Source organism: Pontibacter sp. GD7, from assembly GCF_058216375.1.
Map to the genome: position 1 here is coordinate 61,169 of NZ_JBYZMP010000014.1, position 21,569 is coordinate 82,737.

At 44.5% G+C, this 21,569-nt stretch carries 21 protein-coding genes; 16 read left to right on the top strand and 5 right to left on the bottom strand.

The window, feature by feature from the left end; all coding sequences use genetic code 11:
• Positions 1-2: 2 nt before the first annotated feature.
• The 5 genes from AC4BAP_RS17435 to rpsF form a co-directional block, all read right to left on the bottom strand.
• Complete coding sequence (locus tag AC4BAP_RS17435; protein ID WP_490583957.1) at positions 3-2,063, bottom strand: thioredoxin domain-containing protein; 2,061 nt, start codon at positions 2,061-2,063, stop codon at positions 3-5.
• A 95-nt stretch (positions 2,064-2,158) separates the two neighbouring features.
• Entirely contained in the window at positions 2,159-3,142 is a 984-nt protein-coding gene (locus tag AC4BAP_RS17440) for a GSCFA domain-containing protein (protein ID WP_490583958.1), read from the bottom strand.
• A 133-nt stretch (positions 3,143-3,275) separates the two neighbouring features.
• Positions 3,276-3,719: a 50S ribosomal protein L9 gene (rplI, locus tag AC4BAP_RS17445; RefSeq protein ID WP_490583959.1), complete on the bottom strand. Its 444-nt coding sequence runs from the start codon at positions 3,717-3,719 to the stop codon at positions 3,276-3,278.
• A 12-nt stretch (positions 3,720-3,731) separates the two neighbouring features.
• Positions 3,732-3,983, bottom strand: coding sequence for a 30S ribosomal protein S18 (gene rpsR / locus AC4BAP_RS17450; protein WP_007652662.1), 252 nt, complete (start codon positions 3,981-3,983; stop codon positions 3,732-3,734).
• Positions 3,983-4,351: a 30S ribosomal protein S6 gene (gene rpsF, locus AC4BAP_RS17455; protein WP_490583960.1), complete on the bottom strand. Its 369-nt coding sequence runs from the start codon at positions 4,349-4,351 to the stop codon at positions 3,983-3,985. The genes rpsR and rpsF overlap by 1 nt, the downstream gene beginning before the upstream one ends.
• Positions 4,352-4,855: 504 nt before the next feature.
• On the opposite strand from rpsF, the gene AC4BAP_RS17460 reads away from it, so the two are divergent.
• From AC4BAP_RS17460 to AC4BAP_RS17535, 16 genes are all read left to right on the top strand, one after another.
• Positions 4,856-6,175, top strand: coding sequence for a c-type cytochrome (locus AC4BAP_RS17460; RefSeq protein ID WP_490583961.1), 1,320 nt, complete (start codon positions 4,856-4,858; stop codon positions 6,173-6,175).
• Between the two features lie 42 nt (positions 6,176-6,217).
• Positions 6,218-9,208 carry a TAT-variant-translocated molybdopterin oxidoreductase gene (locus AC4BAP_RS17465; RefSeq protein WP_490583962.1) on the top strand — a complete coding sequence of 997 codons (2,991 nt, stop codon included), beginning with the start codon at positions 6,218-6,220 and terminating at the stop codon, positions 9,206-9,208.
• Between the two features lie 20 nt (positions 9,209-9,228).
• Positions 9,229-10,656 (top strand): NrfD/PsrC family molybdoenzyme membrane anchor subunit, encoded by a 1,428-nt coding sequence (gene nrfD / locus AC4BAP_RS17470; protein ID WP_490583963.1) that lies wholly within the window; start codon positions 9,229-9,231, stop codon positions 10,654-10,656.
• Positions 10,649-11,173 carry a DUF3341 domain-containing protein gene (locus AC4BAP_RS17475; protein WP_490583964.1) on the top strand — a complete coding sequence of 175 codons (525 nt, stop codon included), beginning with the start codon at positions 10,649-10,651 and terminating at the stop codon, positions 11,171-11,173. Before nrfD ends, AC4BAP_RS17475 begins: the two co-directional genes overlap by 8 nt.
• Positions 11,173-11,811: a c-type cytochrome gene (locus tag AC4BAP_RS17480; RefSeq protein ID WP_490583965.1), complete on the top strand. Its 639-nt coding sequence runs from the start codon at positions 11,173-11,175 to the stop codon at positions 11,809-11,811. The genes AC4BAP_RS17475 and AC4BAP_RS17480 overlap by 1 nt, the downstream gene beginning before the upstream one ends.
• Positions 11,812-11,837: 26 nt before the next feature.
• Positions 11,838-13,106, top strand: coding sequence for a quinol:cytochrome C oxidoreductase (locus AC4BAP_RS17485; protein WP_490583966.1), 1,269 nt, complete (start codon positions 11,838-11,840; stop codon positions 13,104-13,106).
• Positions 13,107-13,130: 24 nt separating this feature from the next.
• A complete protein-coding gene (locus tag AC4BAP_RS17490; RefSeq protein ID WP_490583967.1) occupies positions 13,131-14,198 on the top strand; it encodes a cytochrome c oxidase subunit II in 1,068 nt (355 codons plus the stop codon).
• A gap of 18 nt (positions 14,199-14,216) precedes the next feature.
• Positions 14,217-16,043: a cytochrome c oxidase subunit I gene (locus AC4BAP_RS17495; protein ID WP_490583968.1), complete on the top strand. Its 1,827-nt coding sequence runs from the start codon at positions 14,217-14,219 to the stop codon at positions 16,041-16,043.
• A 7-nt stretch (positions 16,044-16,050) separates the two neighbouring features.
• Positions 16,051-17,121, top strand: coding sequence for a COX15/CtaA family protein (locus tag AC4BAP_RS17500; RefSeq protein ID WP_490583969.1), 1,071 nt, complete (start codon positions 16,051-16,053; stop codon positions 17,119-17,121).
• A 45-nt stretch (positions 17,122-17,166) separates the two neighbouring features.
• The gene (cyoE, locus tag AC4BAP_RS17505; protein WP_490583970.1) at positions 17,167-18,027 is read left to right on the top strand and encodes a heme o synthase; all 861 of its coding nucleotides are present in this window, start codon (positions 17,167-17,169) and stop codon (positions 18,025-18,027) included.
• Positions 18,024-18,614: a cytochrome c oxidase subunit 3 gene (locus AC4BAP_RS17510; RefSeq protein WP_490583971.1), complete on the top strand. Its 591-nt coding sequence runs from the start codon at positions 18,024-18,026 to the stop codon at positions 18,612-18,614. Before cyoE ends, AC4BAP_RS17510 begins: the two co-directional genes overlap by 4 nt.
• A gap of 25 nt (positions 18,615-18,639) precedes the next feature.
• On the top strand, positions 18,640-19,386 hold the full coding sequence (locus AC4BAP_RS17515) for a cytochrome c oxidase subunit 3 (protein ID WP_490583972.1): 747 nt from the start codon (positions 18,640-18,642) through the stop codon (positions 19,384-19,386).
• Between the two features lie 65 nt (positions 19,387-19,451).
• Positions 19,452-19,790, top strand: a complete 339-nt coding sequence (locus AC4BAP_RS17520; RefSeq protein WP_490583973.1) for a cytochrome C oxidase subunit IV family protein — start codon at positions 19,452-19,454, stop codon at positions 19,788-19,790.
• An 11-nt stretch (positions 19,791-19,801) separates the two neighbouring features.
• Positions 19,802-20,473 carry an SCO family protein gene (locus AC4BAP_RS17525; RefSeq protein WP_490583974.1) on the top strand — a complete coding sequence of 224 codons (672 nt, stop codon included), beginning with the start codon at positions 19,802-19,804 and terminating at the stop codon, positions 20,471-20,473.
• Complete coding sequence (locus AC4BAP_RS17530; protein WP_490583975.1) at positions 20,451-21,008, top strand: DUF420 domain-containing protein; 558 nt, start codon at positions 20,451-20,453, stop codon at positions 21,006-21,008. The genes AC4BAP_RS17525 and AC4BAP_RS17530 overlap by 23 nt, the downstream gene beginning before the upstream one ends.
• A gap of 33 nt (positions 21,009-21,041) precedes the next feature.
• Positions 21,042-21,305, top strand: a complete 264-nt coding sequence (locus AC4BAP_RS17535) for a hypothetical protein (protein ID WP_490583976.1) — start codon at positions 21,042-21,044, stop codon at positions 21,303-21,305.
• Positions 21,306-21,569: the final 264 nt, after the last annotated feature.

Below are 21,569 nucleotides of genomic sequence, written 5' to 3' on the forward strand. Positions count from 1 at the left end.
GTTTAAAGTGCCGGAAACTTCTCGTTCTCCTGTTTGTCTTTAAGCTGCTCCAGGGCTTCTGCGGCAGTATGAACAGGTAACTGGCAGGTCTTGTTGTAACACACGTAAACAGTGGTTTTGCCGCCAATGGCTTCACGGTTTTTCAGTAGTGGAAGAGAGCTGCTTTTGTCTGTGCCTGCCAGAAGAATGTTAGGCAGGTAAAAAGCACTGATCTCAGCGCGCATTTCCGGGGCTTCCGGACCAACAATGGCCACCTCGGCAGTTTGGGCCAGTTTATAATAGTGTAGAATGGCCCAGTTGCTTAGGTTTGTAGGCTCCTTCAGCATTAGGTCCTTCATCCTGGCTAGCATATCAGATGATAACTCGGTATAGCGCTGCTCGTCAAAGTATAAACCCAGCTGGTGCAGGTTTATAGCCATAACAGAGTTCGAGGATGGGATAACGTTATCGAGCAGTTCTTTTTTGCGCGCAATCAGTTTTTCGGCCTGCTCATCGGTAAAGTAAAACATGCCTTCGCCTTTATCAAAGAAATTGGTTAAAGTATAATCCGTCAGTTCTTTTGCCTTCACCAGCCAATCCTCGTTAAATGTTACCTCATACAACCGTACAAGCGCTGAGATCAGAAGGGCATAATCTTCCAAAAAGCCCTGTATGCTGGCCTTGCCGTTTTTATAGTTATGAAATAACCTGCCATCCTTGTAAAGATGCTGAAGTATAAAATCGGCATTTTTCAGGGCAAGGCTCAGGAAGTGCTTGTTCCCAAAAGTATAATAGGCATCTGCAAGGCCCTTCAGCATCAGGGCATTCCAGGAGCAGAGGATCTTATCATCCAGGGCAGGCCTTACACGTTCAGAGCGGACTTGCATTAACCTTTCTTTCCAGTTCTGCACCATGTCTTGCAGCACTTCCAGCTCTAGTTCATTCTCTTCGGCAAAGGCTTCGTCACTGATACGGCGGTGAAGGATGTTGTACCCGTGCTCAAAGTTGCCTGCCGCCGTTGCATGGTAGTATTTTGAAAACAAAGGCTCTTCTGGCCCTAAGATCTGGTGCAGTTCGTCTTTCGTGAAAGTATAAAATTTGCCTTCAACACCTTCACTGTCGGCATCCAGCGAAGAATAGAACCCGCCTTCCGGACTCATAAGCTCACGCTCCACAAATGCGATAGTTTCGTAAACGGTGTCATGGTAAAGTGAATCCCGGGTGGCCTGATAGGCTTCTGCATATAAGGAGATAAGCTGCCCGTTGTCGTAAAGCATTTTCTCAAAGTGCGGTACCAGCCACTCCTCGTCTACAGAATACCGGGCAAAGCCACCACCTATCTGGTCGTAGATGCCGCCATAGGCCATTTCAGTGAGCGTTAGGTTAAGGTGTTTCAGGGCTTGTTTGTCTTGTGTGTGATGGATGTAGCGCAGCAGCCAGAGGTAATTGACCGGCATCGGAAATTTCGGGGCAGGCGAGAAACCGCCGTGTTTTTTGTCAAAGCGTGAGCTGAAAGCCCGGTACATTTTTTCAAACTCCTCTTCCTTTGCCTGAAATTCGGAGCCATTCAAACCAAATAGCTGGGAGTTGTCCCTGTTTAAGTGGGTTGCAAACTGCTCTGCTGACGCGTCTAGTTCCTGGCGGTTCTGGGCATAGGCAGCGGCGATGTTTCGCAGCAGGTTCAGCCATTGCTGCGGCTGAAAATAAGTGCCTCCATAAAAAGGCTTGGCTTCAGGCGTCAGGAATACGTTTAGCGGCCACCCGCCATGTAAGCCCATGGCGTGTAAGGCGTCCATGTAAACAGCATCCACATCGGGCCTTTCCTCTCTGTCCACTTTAATGCACACAAAGTGCTGGTTCATCACTTCCGCAATTCTGGGATTCTCAAACGACTGGCGCTCCATTACATGGCACCAATGGCAGGCGGCGTAGCCGATGCTTACAATAATGGGCTTGTCTTCTTCCCTGGCACGGTTTAAAGCTTCATCTCCCCATGGGTACCAGTCCACGGGGTTGTGAGCGTGCTGCAACAGGTAAGGGCTGCTCTCGTTTTTGAGTCGGTTCGCTTTTTTATCTTTCGCCATATACTGCCAATTAACCACAAATCAGGTATAAGTAAGTACGGGCAAGCAAGGCAAAGGTATCAGTTTGGCTACCAGATTACAGTGTAAGTATAGTTTTAGTGCGTCAGGATTTGTTGTTCAAGAGCGTGTTGCTCTTCAGTCACATCTATTTTATACTTATGGGCTAAGTGCTGTAGCTGGCTCAGTGTATTTCGCAGAAATGCCTGGTGCGCTTCCGAGGCCGGATGAAATGGCTTGTGTGAGATAGCACGCGACATCTTCTCCCATTCTGGCACGAATTTCTGGAATTCGTCATTATAGTAGGCTTTTACAAACTTATCCCAGATGTAATTTTCGGCCAGCGAAGTAGGGTGCAGCATGTCATCCTTGTAGTAACGGTAATCGCGCAGGTCGTCCATCATGATCTCGTATGCCGGAAAGTATAACACATCCTGTTGGTCTTGCTGCATGTAATGGCAAAGCAAACGCAACTCTGATTTGCTAACGCTGTTTAGGGTAAGCGTTTCCTTTACATGCCTTACCGGGCTTACAGTTAAGAGCACTTTCAGGCCGGGGTTTATATTTTTTATCTGTGCAAGTGTATCATTAAAGTATGCGCGTATGTGTTGCAGGTCAAGAAGTATGCGGTTAAAATTGTTGGCGGGCAGCTTATGGCAATTAGCTACCACATTTCCGGTTTCTTTAAGCTGATAAGCGATTGAAGTCCCTAGCGTGATGATCAAAAGGGAAGCATTTTGAAAGTATCTTCTGGTTTCTTTCAGCCTGTCGTCGATTTGCACTAGCAATTGATCCTTATCAGGGGAGGAGAGGGAGGAGTGAAGATCATAAGCGTACCAGATGCCGTTTCGTTGCAACAGATGCTGCTCAAAATCATAATCACTGTTAGTGGCTGCCTGCAACAGCCGGCAAACCGATTCCGGGTTGAAGATAGTACCGAATGGATTTACCAAAGCGTTAACCTTATGCTGCTTTAGTTTACCTCCCATAACTTCTGCAAAGCACGAGCCAATGGTTAACACATGGTTGGTGTGGGCGAGGTTAAGGCCTGTTTTGCTTATCTCTACTTCGGTGCGGAACATGGTTTTACAGTGGCTGATTGATGTTTATGCTGATCTGGTCTGCTTTTTTATACTTTGTATCAGACATAAAAGTATAAAAAAAAGCGTTCTGCCTTGTGAGCAGAACGCTTTGGTAATAGTCTAATCGAAATGCTTATTCAGCTACCACGTTAAACTTAACCTGGTGCTTCACTTCTTTGTGCAGGTTTAAAGTTGCAGTGTACTCACCAGCAGACTTAACTTCCTGATCAAATGAAATACGCTTGCGGTCTACGTCAAAACCTTTTGCCTTAAGGGCATCAGAGATCTGAAGTGTGGTAACAGAACCGAAGATCTTGCCAGTCTCACCAACTTTAGCCGGGATCTCAAGCGTAACGTCACCTATGCTGTTAGCCAGTTCCTGTGCGTCATTCTGGATTTTCTCAGCTTTGTGAGCAGCCTGACGGATGTTCTCAGCTACTACTTTTTTGTTAGCAGTGCTAGCGATAACTGCCAGACCCTGTGGGATAAGGTAGTTACGGCCATATCCTGGCTTAACTGTTACTGTATCGTTTTTGTAGCCTAAGCCTTTAACGTCATCTTTAAGTATAACTTCCATCGTTTGCCCTCCTTATTTTAAAGAATCTGTAACATAAGGTAAAATAGCAAGGTGTCTTGCTCTGGCAACCGCCTGAGATACTTTGCGCTGGAATTTCAGGCTAGTACCTGTAAGTCTTCTTGGAAGGATCTTACCCTGCTCGTTTACAAACTTAAGCAGGAAGTTACCGTCTTTGTAGTCGATGTACTTGATACCGCTTTTCTTGAAACGGCAGTACTTCTGACGGTTCTCTTGTTTGTGTACTCTTTCGTTAACTAAGCTCATTACCCTTTAACCTCCTCTTTTTTAGCTTGTGATTTGAACTCACCGTTTCTTCTGCGCTCGTTGTAAGCAATTGCGTGCTTGTCAAGTACAGTTGTCAAGAAACGAACAACTTTTTCGTCACGGCGGTAAGCCAGTTCAAGCGCGTCCACAATAGCTGGATTTGCTTTAAACTCGATCAGGTGATAGAAACCTGTAGACTTCTTCTGGATTGGATAAGCCAGTTTGCGAAGACCCCAGTTCTCTTCGTGGATAATGTCGGCGCCATTTTCCTTAAGCACCTGTCTGAACTTCTCGACCGTTTCTTGCATCTGAACATCGCTCAAAAGCGGAGTCAGGATGAAGACCGTTTCGTAATTTCTCAATTCCATTCGGTTCGATATATGATTTTTAATTTAGCGTGCAAATATAGAAGTAAAGTTTTTGAATTACAAGCAAGTGGCTATACTTTAAGTAAACCCTTTAAAAACTGCTGGCAAAGTATGTTTTAGGATATGGGATGAAGCCCGAAATACACACTATATAATATAAGGTGTGCAGCAGCTGATTTAGGTGCCAAACAATCTTTGATACGTGCTGTTCTGATAAGGACCAAACCTTACTTTTTACCAATGGAGCAGAAAGGTGTAAATGGGATCAAAAGTATGGAGAAACAAGGATGGCGTGCTGCGGAAAGGCGATGGGTCTATTTATAACAATTCTAAATTAAAGGCCTTTTAAATTGAAACTGAGGGGTTTTGACCTCTTGCCGGCAGTATGGCGCCATACAGTCCAAAAATACACTTATTCTGTTTGATTAATGGAATTCGCATAGTAGATTTGTGGCCGTAAAGTAAATTCACCATTATACTAAACACACACAAGCGATCTTGGCTATGATTAGCTGTATACTTAAATCTAAATCCAAAGTCTTTTTTGCCTTCTTGTTTGCGTTGGTAGTTTCTTTTGGCGCAAATGCCCAGGAGCAAGCTAGCGAGCAGGCTGATGTAGCAACAAAAGGAGTAGTGCCCGGTGCTACAGAAGGTGCAACTACCAGTGCAACACCTGCAGGTGATCCTGCTGTTATTGATGCTGGCGAGTCCCTGTTTAAAAACAATTGCGTTGTTTGTCACTCTGCTGGCTCTGACGTTGTAGTAGGCCCAGGTCTGCAAGGCGTAAATGAGAGAAGAAGCGAGGCCTGGTTGATCAAATGGATCAAAAACTCTCAGGCTTTGATTCAGGCAGGCGATAAAGACGCTGTTGCTATTTACAATGAGTACAACAAGCAGGCAATGCCTTCTTTCGCGTTCTCTGACGATGAGGTAAAGTCAATCCTTGCTTACATTAAGTCTGGCAAGGGTGTTGTGTCTGCTCCTGTAGCAGGTCCGGAAGGCGTTACTGCAGGCGAGAACGTGGGTACAGAGGCTATCGGTGCAGTAGGCGACTACCTGGACATCGTGCTTGTAGTGTTGATCGTGGTGCTTATAGTATTAGTGGTGACGCTATTGCTGATCACTTCATTGCTGAAGAACTACCTGAACAAGAATCGTCAGCTGGATGAGTATGACGCAGAGGTTGTAAACCAGCGTTTTGACTTGTCCAAGATCTACAAGTCTAAGGCTGTTCGCACACTGGTAGTGCTGATCTTCGTGGTAGTCCTTCTTGACCTTACGATCGATAAGGTAATGGGTATTGGTATCCAGCAGGGCTATGCTCCAAAGCAGCCAATCGCGTTCTCGCACAAACTGCACGCCGGAGAGCACCAGATCAACTGTAACTACTGCCACACAACAGTTTACGAGAGCAAGAGTGCCAGCATACCTTCAGCAAACATCTGTATGAACTGCCATAGCCAGATCAAAACAGAGTCTCCTGAGATTCAGAAAATATACAAAGCCATTGAGCGTAACAGGCCAATCGAGTGGGTGCGAATTCACAACCTTCCTGATCTGGCTTACTTCAACCACTCACAGCACACGCAAGTGGGAGGTGTAGAGTGCCAGACCTGCCATGGTCCAATAGAAGAAATGGATGTTGTTTACCAGTATTCTCCATTAACAATGGGCTGGTGTATCGATTGCCACCGCGAAACTCCACTTAACACAGAAGGAAATGAGTACTATGACAAGCTTGTTAAGCTGCATGAGTCTACTTCTGCCGGTGCCTTCACGGTGTCATCAAATGGTGGTACAGAGTGTTCTAAGTGCCACTATTAATCAATATCATTTCATTTAGTATTCGAGTTTTCTAGATATAATATGCAAGACAGAATAAAATACTGGAAAGGGGTTGAGGAGTTGAATAACACTCCTGAATTCGCTAAGCATGCTCATAACGAGTTTCCAGAATTCCTGCCACTAGACGAGGCAAAGGGTGAAGGTTCGTCTTCAAATGGTAAAACGCAGCGCAGGGACTTTTTAAAGCTTCTTGGCTTCAGTATGGCTGCTGTTTCTCTGGCTTCCTGCGAGGCGCCGGTTAGAAAGGCCATCCCATACCTGAACAAGCCGGTAGATGTGGAGCCAGGCGTAGCTAACTGGTACGCTTCTACTTATTACCTGAACGGTGACTATAACAGCATCCTGGTAAAAACGCGTGAAGGCCGTCCGATCAAAATTGAGCCGAACCCTTCTTCTGGCGTAACACCAATGGGTACCAGCGCAAGAGCACAGGCTTCTGTGCTTGGCGTTTATGACAACAACCGCCTGCGCTTCCCGCTTATCAAAGGCAAAGAAGCCAAGTGGGAAGAAGTTGACAAGCAGATCGCATCTCGCTTAGGTTCAGTAAGCGGTAAAGTAGCATTGGTATCGTCAACCGTTATCAGCCCGTCCACAAAAAAGCTGATCGATGAATTTGGCTCACGCTTTGCAAACTTTGAGCATGTAACCTACGATGTAAACTCTGCATCTGGCTTGCTTGCTGCAAATGGCGGCGTGATCCCAGGATACGACTTTAGCAAAGCTAATATTATTGTAAGCGTTGGCGCTGACTTCCTGGGTACCTGGGGAGCTCCGATTCCTTTCGCGAAGCAATATGTAAAAAATAGAAAAATCGACGCTGACAATCCATCCATGTCACGTCACTACCAGTTCGAGACTATCCTGTCAATGACTGGTGCCAACGCGGACATCCGTGTGCCTATCAAGCCATCTGAAGAGGCTGCAGTGGTTACTGCCCTTTACAATGCAATAACAGGTGCTGGCTCTGCTGCAACCAATGTTGGCGATAGCAAAGTGTTGGCTGCCGCTGTTAAAGACCTTAAGGCAAACCAGGGCAAAGCCCTTGTAGTGTCTGGTTCTAACGACGCTGCCGTGCAGGCGATGGTAACTGCCATCAATAATGCTCTTGGTGCAGTAGGTACTACAATTGATGCGGCTTCTCCATACTTTGTAAAGCAGGGTAACGATGCTCAGATGATCCGTTTGATCAACGAGATGAACGCTGGTTCGGTAGGCGCGGTATTCTTCTACAACGCTAACCCAGCTTACGACCATCCGCTTGCAGAGAAAGTTGTTGCCGGACTTAAGAAAGTTGGCCTAAAAGTATCGTTCTCAGAAAGAGTGGACGAAACTGCTGCATTTGCTGACTTTGTTACACCTGACAACCACTACTTGGAGTCGTGGAACGACTTTGAGCCGAAGAAGGGTTACCTAAGCCTTTCACAGCCTGTTATCAGCCCGATCTTCACGACACGCCAGATGCAGGACAGCTTATTGAAGTGGAGCGGAAGCAACACAAACTTCTACGACTTTATCCGCAATAACTGGAAAGGTATAGCCACCGGCGACTTCAACACTTTCTGGGAGAAAGCTGTGCATGACGGCGTGCTTGAGAATGGCACCAGCATGTTGAAAATCGCTACTCCTTCAGCTCCGGTTTCAACAACAGTAAGAGTTGTGAAGCCAACTGGTATCGAGGCAGTACTTTATGAGAAAGTAGGTATCGGTTCTGGTGCAGAAGCAAACAACCCATGGTTACAGGAACTTCCTGATCCGATCTCTAAAGCTACATGGGGTAACTACGTAGCTATGCCAATCAAAATGGCTGAGGAAATGGGTGTGGTTCAGGGTAATGTTATAGCCGTAACGCTTCCTACTGGTGCAGTAATCGAACTGCCAGCTCTTATCCAGCCTGGTCAGGCTAATGGCACTGTTGCAATTGCAATGGGCTATGGTCGTGCCATTGAAGCTGCTCCTGTTGCGAATGGCTTAGGTGCAAACGCCTATCAGCTTGCTACTGTAGCTGATAACATGGTGTCTTACCATGGTTCAGTAAAACTGACAAAAACAGATGTAACGTCTCCAATTGCTCAGACACAGACTCACCATACTATTATGGACCGTCTGGTGGTGCAGGAGAATACACTGGCAAACTATAAAGCTAATCCGAAAGAGGTAACTGAGTACATCCGCATTGCGACTCACGAGGGTGCTGCAAAGCCTGCTACTATCTCTCTTTGGGAAGACTACGAGTACAAAAACCACCACTGGGGTATGGTTATCGACCTTAACTCTTGTATTGGTTGCGGATCTTGTACACTTAGCTGTAATGTAGAGAACAACATACCTGTAGTAGGTAAAGCGGAGGTTCTGAACCGTCGTGAAATGCATTGGATGCGTATCGACAGATACTACAGCGCAGTAGAGCACGAAGAGAAAGACTACGCTACAATGGAGAACCCGGCTGAGAATCCTACCGTGATCTTCCAGCCAATGATGTGCCAGCACTGTAACCACGCTCCATGTGAGACTGTTTGCCCTGTTGCTGCTACAATGCACAGCTCTGAAGGTATCAACCAGATGGTTTACAACCGCTGCGTAGGTACACGTTACTGTGCTAACAACTGCCCTTATAAAGTTCGTCGCTTCAACTGGTTTGCTTATGCAAACAATGAGAAGTTCAACTTCAACGAGCCAATGAACAGTGATCTTGGTAAGATGGTGTTGAACCCGGATGTTACAGTACGTGGCAGAGGTGTGATGGAGAAATGCTCATTCTGCGTTCAGCGTGTGCAGCTAGGCAAACTAGAGGCGAAGCGCGAAAACAGAAGACCGAAAGATGGTGAAATTGTAACAGCTTGTGCGCAGTCTTGCCCAACTGAAGCGATCATCTTCGGTGACATGAAAGACCCTGAGAGCCGTATCTCGAAGGTGCTAGCTCGTCAGCAAGGTGAGCGTGCATTCCACGTACTGGAGGAGCTTAACGTTCAGCCAAACGTAACATACCTGACTAAAATTAGAAACTTAGCATAAAATAAAATTTCGAGAGCGTTATGCAGCATGTATCTCCGATAAGAGAGCCTCTAGTAACGGGGGGTAAAACATACCACGACATCACCGAAGATGTCTGCAGACAAGTGGAGGCAAAGCCCAACGCACGTTGGGCAGCTGCCCTTGCTGTATCGTTAGTCGGCTTAGCTATATTTTTCTACTCAGTTTACCGTACCCTGTGGTTCGGTATTGGTGAGTGGGGCCTAAATAAAACCGTAGGTTGGGCATGGGACATCACCAACTTCGTGTGGTGGGTAGGTATCGGTCACGCCGGTACGCTTATCTCAGCCATCCTTTTGCTGTTCCGCCAGAAGTGGAGAACTTCTATTAACCGTGCAGCGGAAGCGATGACAATCTTTGCCGTAATCTGTGCCGCGATGTTCCCTGTACTTCACATGGGCCGTCCGTGGTTAGCTTACTGGGTACTTCCTTTGCCAAACACATTTGGTTCGCTTTGGGTTAACTTTAACTCACCGCTTCTTTGGGACGTATTCGCAATCTCAACGTATTTCTCTGTTTCTTTAGTATTCTGGTACATTGGTCTTATTCCTGACTTTGCTACCATCCGTGACAGAGCAACTGGCCCGATTGCAAGAAGAGCTTATTCTATCCTTTCATTTGGCTGGACTGGTTCTGCTAAAGCATGGTCACGTTACGAGACTGTTTCCCTGATTCTTGCAGGTCTTGCAACTCCACTGGTACTTTCTGTACACACGATCGTATCATTTGACTTTGCGACGTCTGTAATCCCTGGATGGCACACGACTATCTTCCCTCCATACTTCGTTGCTGGTGCGATCTTCTCAGGTTTCGCGATGGTATTGACACTGATGATCATTACCAGAAAGACTTTCCACTTAGAGCACTACATTACGCTGGAGCACGTGGAGTCGATGAACAAGGTAATTATCCTGACAGGTTCAATCGTAGGTATCGCTTATACTACTGAGTTCTTCATTGCATGGTATTCAGGTGTAGAGTATGAACAGTACGCATTCATCAACCGTGCCTTCGGTCCTTACTGGTGGGCATACTGGTCAATGATGACGTGTAACGTAATTACTCCTCAGCTATTCTGGTTCAGAAAGATCAGAAGAAGCTTAACAGCTACCTTCATTATCTCGATCTTCGTGAACATCGGTATGTGGTTCGAGCGTTTTGTAATTATCGTGACTTCTCTACACAGAGATTACCTACCATCTTCTTGGGCAATGTTCTCTCCAACTACGATAGACATCGGTGTATATGTTGGAACGATCGGTCTGTTCTTCACACTGTTCTTCTTGTTCGCTAAGTTCTTCCCTGTAGTAAACATGGCAGAGGTTAAGGCGATTCTGAAGTCATCTTCTGGAGTGAAGCACCATGCACACAAGACTATGCACGGCACTGAAAAAGAATTGAATACTAATCCACATCACAGCAATGAATAAAAAGTTTGTTCTAGGTATATATGATGACGAAGATGTGCTGTTAACAGCCATCGAGAACATCCGCGCTGCCGGTACTAAGATCTACGATGTATTTTCACCATATCCAGTACACGGAATTGATGATGTATTAGGTATCAAGCGCTCAAGATTACCAATGGTTGCATTCTTCTGCGGTCTGTTTGGTACATCATTCGCACTTTGGATGCAGATCTGGATGCTGGGTTTTGACTGGCCGATGATCATTGGTGGTAAGCCACACATCGCGCTTCCATCTTTCATCCCTGTAACTTTCGAATTAACTGTACTTTGTGCTGCATTTGGTATGGTGATCACGTTCTTTATCGTGAGCAAGCTAAGACCTTCGCTGCGTGTAAATGTTTTCGATAAGCGCTCTACAGATGACAAGTTTGTAATGGCAATCGAGGTGAAAGAAGGAGTTACTGATTTATCTGCTTTAAATAACCTGCTTCGCGCAAATGGCGCTATCGAAGTAAATGAGAAGGAGGTAGTAAAATAATGAAAAGATTATCTAACATAGGCCTGAAAGCCTCGGCTATACTTTTCTCATCAGCACTGGTAGTAGCCTGCGGCAATGAGCAAGATCCGGGTTTAGAGTATGCACCAGACATGTATCACTCTGTTCCACTGGATCCTTATTCTCAAATCAAGGAAAACAAGTTTAACCCAGGCGGTATGAACATGCGTCAGCCGGCAGAGGGTACTGTAGCTCGTGGTAAAATGGGTTACAATACTTACCTGACAAAAGACGACGCAGAAACAGCAGGTGTTGAACTAGTTAACCCTTTGGCCCGCACAACAGAAAACCTGGAAGAAGGCAAAGTGCTTTATGCTCGATTCTGCTCTCCATGCCATGGCGAACAAGGTGATGGCCAGGGTTTAGTTGGACAGAAGTTCAAAGGTGTTCCATCTTACTCAGCGGGTAGGGTAGCAACACTTCCTGGGGGCCACATCTACCATGTGATCACAAACGGCAGAGGACGTATGATGCCTCACGGTTCACAGGTAAGCCCTACCGAGCGTTGGAAAATTGTAATGTATGTGCAGCAGTTACAGAAAGGAACAACCGACACAGGTGCCCCTGCTGATACTGCCGCAACTGAAAACGGAACAGCTCCTGTAGCTGCAAATAACTAAGTCTAAGGCATAATTATTAAAGGATAATGACAGAAGAAAGACTCATCATTTCCAGAAAAACGAACAATAAGTTTTTCTTAATGATAGCTGTAGGTGTTGTGTTACTTATAGCAGGCATAATCTTTATGGCCGTAGGCGGAGGTGCTGATCATGGTGAAGGCCATGGTGAGGCAGCAGCAGCGGGCCATGAGGCCGCTTCCTGGGCAAAGAGATTATTTATTAACCTGTGGTTGAATAACGTATTCTTCACAGGCATTGCATTGATCGGTACATTCTTCGTTGCAGTGCAGTATGTGGCATATGCAGGATGGTCCGTATTGATCAAGCGTATACCGGAAGCTCTTAGCTATTACCTGCCAATTGGTGGCGTGGTAATGCTACTCGTGTTCCTTTTCGGTGGGCATGATATTTTCCACTGGACGCACGAATATCTATACGATGTAAATGATCCTAGATATGACCCAATTATTGCCGGTAAGTCAGGTTATTTGAATACATTCTTCTTCCTGGCAAGAATGGTGGTATTCTTCGCACTTTGGATCATCTTCTTCAAATGGTTGAGAAACCTTTCAATCAATGAAGATCTTCATGGTGGGACTGGCTACTATAACAAGAGCATCACAGTATCTGCTATTTTCCTTGTAATTTTCGGTGTATCATCATCAATGTCTGCATGGGACTGGGTGTTGTCAATTGATACGCACTGGTTCTCGACGATGTTTGGCTGGTATGTTTTCGCAAGCTGGTTTGTATCTGGTCTTGCTGCCACTACGCTAACAGTTATCATTTTAAAGCAGAACGGATACCTGAAACATGTAAATTCGAACCACCTGCACGATTTAGGTAAATTCGTATTCGCATTCTCTATTTTCTGGACTTATATCTGGTTCTCACAGTTCGTGCTTATCTGGTATGCAAACATTCCGGAAGAATCGATCTACTTCATCGAGCGACTGAGCGGTAACAACGGAAAATTCACCTGGATATTTTTCTTTAACCTGTTGATAAACTTTGCCTTCCCTTTCCTTGTTCTTATGACGAGAGATGCAAAGCGTCAGATGATCATGCTGAAGATTGTAACCATTGCTATCTTGATCGGTCACTGGTTCGACTTCTACCTGATGATGATGCCAGGTACAATGCGTGGCGATGCAGGTTTAGGGTTTATTGAACTTGGTACTGCATTGGTATTCTTAGGTGTATTCCTGCTCACATTTACAAAAGGCTTGACGAAAGCATCCCTTGTACCGGTTAACCACCCGTTCCTGGAGGAGAGTGTTCACCATCATGTTTAGAGACTATACTAAAAGCGTTATATAATGATTACGTTCGCCATAGGTTTATCCATAGTTTTATTATTCGTTATCCTGTTCTTGTTGTTCAGGATAGGTACGCTGGCCTCTATTTTCAGGGGTTCATCACAGCGTGCTGTTGGTACAACGAAGACCAGTAACCGCGTAAACAGTACACTTTTCCTTCTTTTCCTTATAGTAGGTGGTGCCGCTTTTGCATGGTCATTCGCAGATTCCTGGGACACAATGAACTTACCGCTTGCTTCTTTGCACGGTGAGTGGACAGACAGCCTGTTCTGGACAACAATGGTTGTTATCGGAATTGTGTTTGTAATTACCCAGGTGCTGCTTTTTATCTATTCATTCAAATATCAGCATAAGGACGATAAGCGTGCTTATTACTATCCACACAACAACAAACTGGAGATCATTTGGACAATGATCCCTGCAGTTGTGATGGCCCTTCTTGTGTTTGGTGGCTGGAAAACCTGGACTAAGATTACAAGCGCGGCTCCTGAAGATGCGGTTGTGATCGAGGTGATGGGCAAGCAGTTTAACTGGATGGTTCGATACCCAGGTGCTGATGGTAAATTGGGTACGGCAAAGTATACGCTGATCGATGCAACAAACGAGTTTGGTGTTGACTTCAGTGATCCGGCTGCACAGGACGACTTTATGCCAATGGAAATTCACGTTCCAAAAGGCCAGCCTGTTCTTTTCAAAATCAGATCAAGAGATGTAATCCATAGTGTTTTCCTTCCTCACTTCCGTGTAAAGATGGACGCTGTGCCAGGTATGCCAACTAAATTCTGGTTTGTACCTACAAAAACTACTGATGAAATGCGCAGCGAGACCGGTAACCCTGACTTTAAGTATGAGTTGGCTTGTACTGAGATCTGTGGTCGTGGTCACTTCGCGATGCGTTACATTCTGGTTGTAGATGAGCCGGAAGATTATCAGGCATGGTTATCCAAGCAAACGCCATTTGCACAGCAGAATCCAGAGGTAGTAGCTAAATTCTCTTCTTCGAGCAAGCAAGTTGTTGCGGCTAACAAGACAGAGGTGACAGCTGAAGAGGTTAAAACAGAATTGTAGCATTTAAATTAACTTAAAATGTCTAGTACAGATATCTCAATCCACACTGATGTACATCATGCCCATGAGGAGCATGATCATCATCACGATCAGAACTTCTTTGAGAAGTATATCTTCAGCCAGGACCATAAAGTAATTGCAAAGCAGTTCTTGTTCGCAGGTATTTTCTGGGCTTTCATTGGAGGCTTTCTTTCTATACTTTTCCGTTTACAGCTTGGTTGGCCAGAGGCTACCTTCACTTTCCTTGAGCCGATCTTAGGTGGCTGGATCGAGAATGGCAAGCTGAATCCAGAGTTCTACCTGGCATTGGTTACAATGCACGGTACTATCATGGTATTCTTCGTACTTACTGCTGGTCTAAGCGGTACTTTTGCGAATTTCCTGATTCCATTGCAAATTGGTGCTAGAGACATGGCCTCTGGTTTCATGAACATGCTTTCGTTCTGGATCTTCTTCCTTTCAAGCGTTGTAATGTTCCTTTCGTTGTTCCTGGAGTCTGGTCCTGCAGGTGGTGGTTGGACAGTTTATCCTCCACTAAGTGCATTGCCTCAGGCAATTCAAGGTTCAGGAACAGGTATGACCATGTGGTTGATCTCAATGGCGCTGTTCATTGTGTCTCAGCTGTTAGCTGGTGTTAACTATATCACCACAATTATTAACCTGAGAACAAAAGGTATGTCTATGACGAAGATGCCTCTGACAGTATGGGCATTGTTCTTCACTGCTATACTTGGTCTGTTATCATTCCCTGTTCTTTTCTCTGCAGCTTTGCTGTTGATATTTGACAGAAGCTTCGGTACCAGCTTTTACTTATCAGACATTTACATTGCCGGAGAGGCTTTGACAAACACAGGCGGTAGCCCGATCTTGTTCCAGCACTTATTCTGGTTCCTGGGCCACCCTGAAGTATACATCGTTATTCTTCCTGCTTTTGGTCTTGTATCTGAAGTAATCACAACCAACTCACGTAAGCCAATCTTCGGTTACAGAGCCATGATCGGTTCAATGATCGGTATTGCTATACTTTCGTTCGTAGTTTGGGCACACCACATGTTCGTAACCGGTATGAACCCATTCTTAGGATCTGTGTTCATGTTCCTGACACTGATCATTGCAGTGCCTTCTGCTGTGAAGGTGTTTAACTGGATCGCTACACTTTGGAGAGGTAACATTCGTTTCTCTACAGGTATGCTTTTCGCAATCGGTTTCGTATCTCTGTTTATCTCAGGTGGTCTTACAGGTATCATCCTTGGTAACTCTGCCCTTGATATTCAGTTGCACGATACATACTTTGTAGTGGCTCACTTCCACCTGGTAATGGGTGCGGCAGCGTTCTTCGGTATGTTCTGCGGTGTTTACCACTGGTTCCCTAAGATGTTCGGCCGTATGATGGACGAGAAACTTGGATCTGTTCACTTCTGGATGACGTTCATCGCAGTATACCTGGTGTTCATGCCGATGCACTACATTGGTATTGCGGGTTTCCCAAGAAGATACTATAACTGGACCGGTTTTGAGACATTCAACATCTTTACAGATCTGAATACTTTCATCAGCCTTGCAGCAATCATTGGTTTTGCAGCACAGTTCATCTTCTTGTTCAACTTTATCTACAGCATCTTCAGAGGTAGAAGATCTACACCAAACCCATGGCATTCAAACACATTGGAGTGGACTACACCAGTGTTACCGGGTCATGGCAACTGGCCAGGCGAGATACCAACTGTTTACAGATGGCCATACGACTATAGCAAGCCAGGTGCAGCTGAAGACTTTATACCACAAAACGTTCCTTTCTCTCAGACGCAGTCTTCAAACCTGCCAAGCGAGAGAGAGTTAGAATAGTCAGTTAATGGTTAATAAATCTTTTCATAAAAGGTTTAAAACTATAGGAGTAATTACAGTTATTGCTGTTTACTTTCTAATATTAGTCGGAGGAATCGTTCGTAGTACCGGGTCAGGGATGGGATGCCCAGACTGGCCAAAGTGCTTCGGCAGTTGGGTTCCTCCGACTGATGTTAGCCAATTACCAGAAAATTACCTAGAGGTATACAAAGAAAAGCGAATTGAAAAAAACCAGAAGCTGGCAAGTTTTCTTGACAAGTTAGGTTTTGAAGAAGTATCTGCTTCTATTTTCTCTCACCCAAGTCAGTACATCGAAACAGAGTTTAATGTAACCAAGACGTGGATAGAGTATATAAATCGCTTGGTTGGTGTACTGATAGGTTTTTTTATTTTACTGACTGTCCTGTATGCCATTCCATTCTTAAAAACTGACAAGGTCGTCTTTTATCTTTCCTTTATCAGTTTTATAGTGGTAGGTATTCAAGGCTGGTTAGGTTCTATTGTAGTATCTACCAACTTATTACCGGTTACAGTAACCATACACATGGCCCTGGCTCTGGTACTGGTTGCCTTGCTACAGTATGCTGTAACAAGGCCTTCTGGTAACCTGCTAGCTGGTAAAGCAGAACATAATAGCAAATTGAATTTGTTGTTATTGTTTGTGGCTGCGGTAACCTTTATCCAGATTTTGATCGGGACGCAGGTAAGAGAGGAAGTTGATCATATAGCTTTTGCTATGAACGGTCTGGACAGAGACACATGGATTGAGCAGCTTGGGACAGAATTTTATGTGCACAGGTCGTTTTCCATTTTTATCCTGGCCCTTAATGTTTTTATAGCATATAAAATATTTAAACAGAAGGTCAGCCATCTGTCAAAGCTGACAACCTTTATGTTGATTCTACTGGGTGCGGAAGTAGTTATTGGAATCCTGATGGCATATTTTGCTATTCCTCCTTTTCTGCAACCACTGCATCTCACTATTGGCGTACTGCTTTTCGGAGTGCAGTTTCAATTGCTCATTAATTATCATTACGCCTCTGCGAAGGCAACATTTAAAACTATAGCTGTTTCTTAGGTGATGAGTTTACAATCTACAGAATCGCTGTCGTTGAATTTACTTATGGCACACAAGACATCAGCGTACTTTAAGCTTCTTAAATTCAGACTGAGCTTTACAGTAGCTTTTTCTAGTGCGATTGGTTATATACTTGGATATCCAGGTGCGGGCTTTTTCAACATTGCCATGGTAATGTTGGGAGGGCTCTTAGTTACGGGTTCTGCCAATATCATTAACCAGATTCTTGAAAAAGATTTGGATAAGGTAATGAAAAGAACCTCCAAGCGGCCTTTGCCAACCGGGCAGGTAAGTGTAACAGAGGCAGTAGTGTTCTGTGTGATCCTGGGTGTTTCAGGTGTGGGATTGTTAGCATACTTTTTTAATGCTTTAACTGCCGCGTTGTCACTTTTGTCTTTAGTGCTGTATGGCTTTGTTTATACACCATTGAAGCGCATCAACCCGATCTGTGTGTTTGTAGGCGCCATACCAGGTGCTATGCCGCCACTTATCGGCTGGGTTGCAGCATCAGGCTCCATTGATATTGAGGCAATCATACTTTTCGGCATACAGTTTTTCTGGCAGTTCCCGCATTTCTGGGCCATAGCCTGGGTGCTTGATGACGATTACAAGAAAGCCGGTTTCAAAATGCTGCCAACTGCTGGTGGAAAGGACCTGAAGACCGCTGTTCAGATCATGATCTATACTTTGATGTTGATACCTCTGAGTTTATTGCCGCTACAGTTTGGCATGACAGGTACTACATCTGCTATGATCGCGGTGGTATGCGGCGTGTTGTTTTTGGCCCAAACGTTCTATCTCATGCGCACTTGTTCTAAGAAAGCTGCCATGAACATTATGTTTGGTTCGTTTTTGTATTTGCCTATAGTGCAAATAGCTTTTGTTTTAGATAAAGTCAATCTATGAGTATGGTTAATAATAGAATTGATAATAATCCAACCTCATCTAGCGTACATCCGCTAAAGTTCTCTTTGTGGTTGATTATTATTAGTATTATTATGATGTTTGCAGCCTTTACAAGCGCATACATTGTAAGAAGAGAGGAAGGTAACTGGCTTGAATTTGAACTGCCAACGATCTTGCTTATAAATACAGTTGTCATACTTTTGAGCAGTGCCTCCATGCAGTGGGCATATGTTTCCGCTAAAAAGGACAACATTGGCTCAGTAAAAACAGGACTGATCCTGACAGCTGTACTTGGCGTTGCTTTCCTGATAGGACAGTGGAACGGATGGGCTGAGTTGGTACAGAATAACATCTATTTTGGTGGCTCTACCAGTAACCCTTCTGGTTCATTTTTGTATGTTTTAACGGGGGTACACGGTTTTCACCTTATCACAGGCCTGATCTTCGTGTTGATCACCCTTTACAGTAGTTTAAAATACAGAGTTCACTCAAAAAATTTGCTGCGTATACAGTTGTGCACTGTTTATTGGCATTTTTTAGGCGGACTTTGGCTATATTTGTACATCTTCTTAAGAATAAATCACTAAACAAATTTTTTTCAATACATAAACTATGTCTACTTCAACTACGCTGGAAGCACCTAAAACAGGTACATGGGACGGTGGGAATGAGCCGTTAAAGGCGAGCTACGGAAAACTAATGATGTGGTTTTTCCTGCTATCAGATGCGTTCACATTTGGTGCGTTTCTAATCGTTTATGGTTTATCGCGTCATAAGCATTTGCCTTATACAGGAGAGCCTGAGGCATTTACGTTCTCAACTGAGTACTGGCCGATTCCGGAAAAAGTATTCAACGCTTTCCCTGGCCTACATGGTGTAGACCTTCCATTGGCATTCGTGGCCTTGATGACCATGATCCTTATCCTAAGCTCAGTAACTATGGTATTGGCTGTTGAAGCTGGTCACCGCATGGATAAGAACGATGTTCAGAAGTGGTTGCTGTGGACGATCCTTTTCGGTTCAATCTTCTTAGGTTGCCAGGCCTGGGAGTGGTCTCACTTCATCACGGGTACCGACGAAGGTATGATCTTAGCGGATGGAACTAGAATATTTGGTGCCAACTTAACGGTGAACCAGTATGGCCCGCCATTGTTTGCTGACCTGTTCTTCTTCATCACAGGTTTCCACGGTACGCACGTATTCTCAGGGGTAGTGCTACTTGTTATGATCTTCATCAACACTGTTAATGGTGTTTATCATAAGCGCGGACATTACGAAATGGTTGAAAAAGTAGGCTTATACTGGCACTTTGTAGACCTTGTTTGGGTATTCGTATTTACCTTCTTCTACCTGATCTAATTAAGTTTAAAGAAAATTATAACTGTAAAATAAGCCTGTTACAGGGCTGATAAACAGACAAAAATATGGCAATGCATCACGATCACGATCTTCCTGCCGGCGAAATTCCTAAGCCGCAAACAAAAGCAATCTGGAAGACATTTGGCATACTAGTTGGCTTAACGGCGCTAGAGTTCTTGTTCGCCTTTACCATGGACGCAAGTACTGCACGTAATGCTATCTTCATCATACTTACTATCTTTAAGGCATTTTACATTGTGGCGGAGTTTATGCACCTTAAGCACGAAACGAAAGCCCTTATCTGGTGCATTATGTTACCTATGGCCCTTGTAGTATGGTTAATGGTTGCGTTAATTTCGGAAGGTAGTTACTACTTCGAGTCAGTTACCAATTACTTTAATTAGCACATTCTATAATGAGTAATTTAAAGGCACTAGTATTAGGACTTCTACTACTAGTGCCTATTTTCGTTTTTATATTCATCACTACGTTCGGGGAACATCATTTTTCTCTAAGAACATATTTCCCGGAACTGGATGATAGTGGAGAGGTGGTATACGATGAAAAAGGCGATACGATCTTCCGTAAGATCCCTGACTTTACCCTAACCTCACAGCAAGGCAAGCCCTTTGTAAAATCGCAGGAGCTGAAAGGGGATATTTATGTAGTGGATTTTTTCTTTGCTACCTGCCCAGGCATTTGCAAGAAGATGTCTTCGCAGTTGTCGCGGGTACAGGAGGCTTACCGAAATAACCCTGACATTAAGCTTGTTTCTATTACAGTTAATCCGGAGCAGGACTCTGTAGCTGTGCTGCAAAACTACGCGGACCAATATAATGCCGATCCCAACAAGTGGTACTTTCTTACCGGTCCCAGAAAAACCATTTATACTTTAGCATCAGAGGCTTTCTTTTTGCCAGTGCAGCAGGTTCCGGGGCAGCAGGACTTTATCCATAGCGAAAAGTTTTTGCTCGTTGACCGTGAGCAGCGTGTGCGGGGCATATACGACGGCACAGACTATGAAGACGTGGATAGATTAATTTTAGAAATTAACGTGTTGCTGGATGAATACAGTAAAAACAAATAACGAGCTAACCTCTGCCCGAGACAGAAAGTACCTTACACTGATCGCGGTGCTCTCGGTGGCAATACCCATTGTTGTGGCTATACTTTTCTTTATGCCAAAGTATGGAGATGCAACAGTAGACGTATCTTACCTTCCTGCATTCCATGCGATCCTGAACTCTTGTACAGCCGTTGCCCTTATAATAGGTTATGTAAGTATAAAGCGTAAGCTTGTAAAGGCCCACCGTGGTGCTATGCTGGCTGCCTTTGGACTATCAGCGATATTTCTGGTGTCTTATGTAACGTATCATTTTCTGGGTGAACGTACGATTTATGGCGGAGATGGTACCCTGAAGTATATCTACTACTTTATTTTATTAACGCATATTGTACTGGCTATTGCCATTGTACCGTTGGTGTTGTTGTCAGTTTATTTTGGTATTACGAACCAACTGGAAAGGCACCGGAGAATCTCTAAATGGACTTTCCCGATCTGGTTGTATGTAGCTATAACCGGGGTGTTAGTATACCTGCTGATTTCTCCTTATTATACCTGAAACCTGTATTCCAGCTTACGTGTTACATAAGTGATGAAACGAATAATTCCTAAATTCTTAGCAGTATTTGCCTTAGTCCTTTCGCTGGCTCTTGTTTCGACGGATGCTTTTAGCCAGTGTGCCATGTGCCGTGCCACGGTAGAGTCTAACGTGGGTACGGGCAGCAAAGAGCCTGAGTCAGAAGTAGGCTCGGGGTTGAACACAGGTATACTTTACCTAATGGTTGTGCCTTACCTGCTGATCGGTACAGTGGGTTTTCTCTGGTATAAGAACAACAAGAAAAAGAAAAGCGCTTAAATTTATACTAAGGCGCAATTATTGCCTGTAGCTTAATAGCGGTAAGCATTGACCCGGTAAGTTCCCGGTCATTCAAATTACTCTAACACTAACTACAGACAGTAATTGCGCCTTTTTTGTTTTTATACTTTTTAGGTGCTGAAATTCCCGTAAGGTACTCCAGAATTATACTTTCAGTTATTATAAATGTTGGCTGGCATGTATAGTTACAAATGTATTGTTGTTTTGCTATACAGTTAATTCAACATGAATTTATAGGGGTTA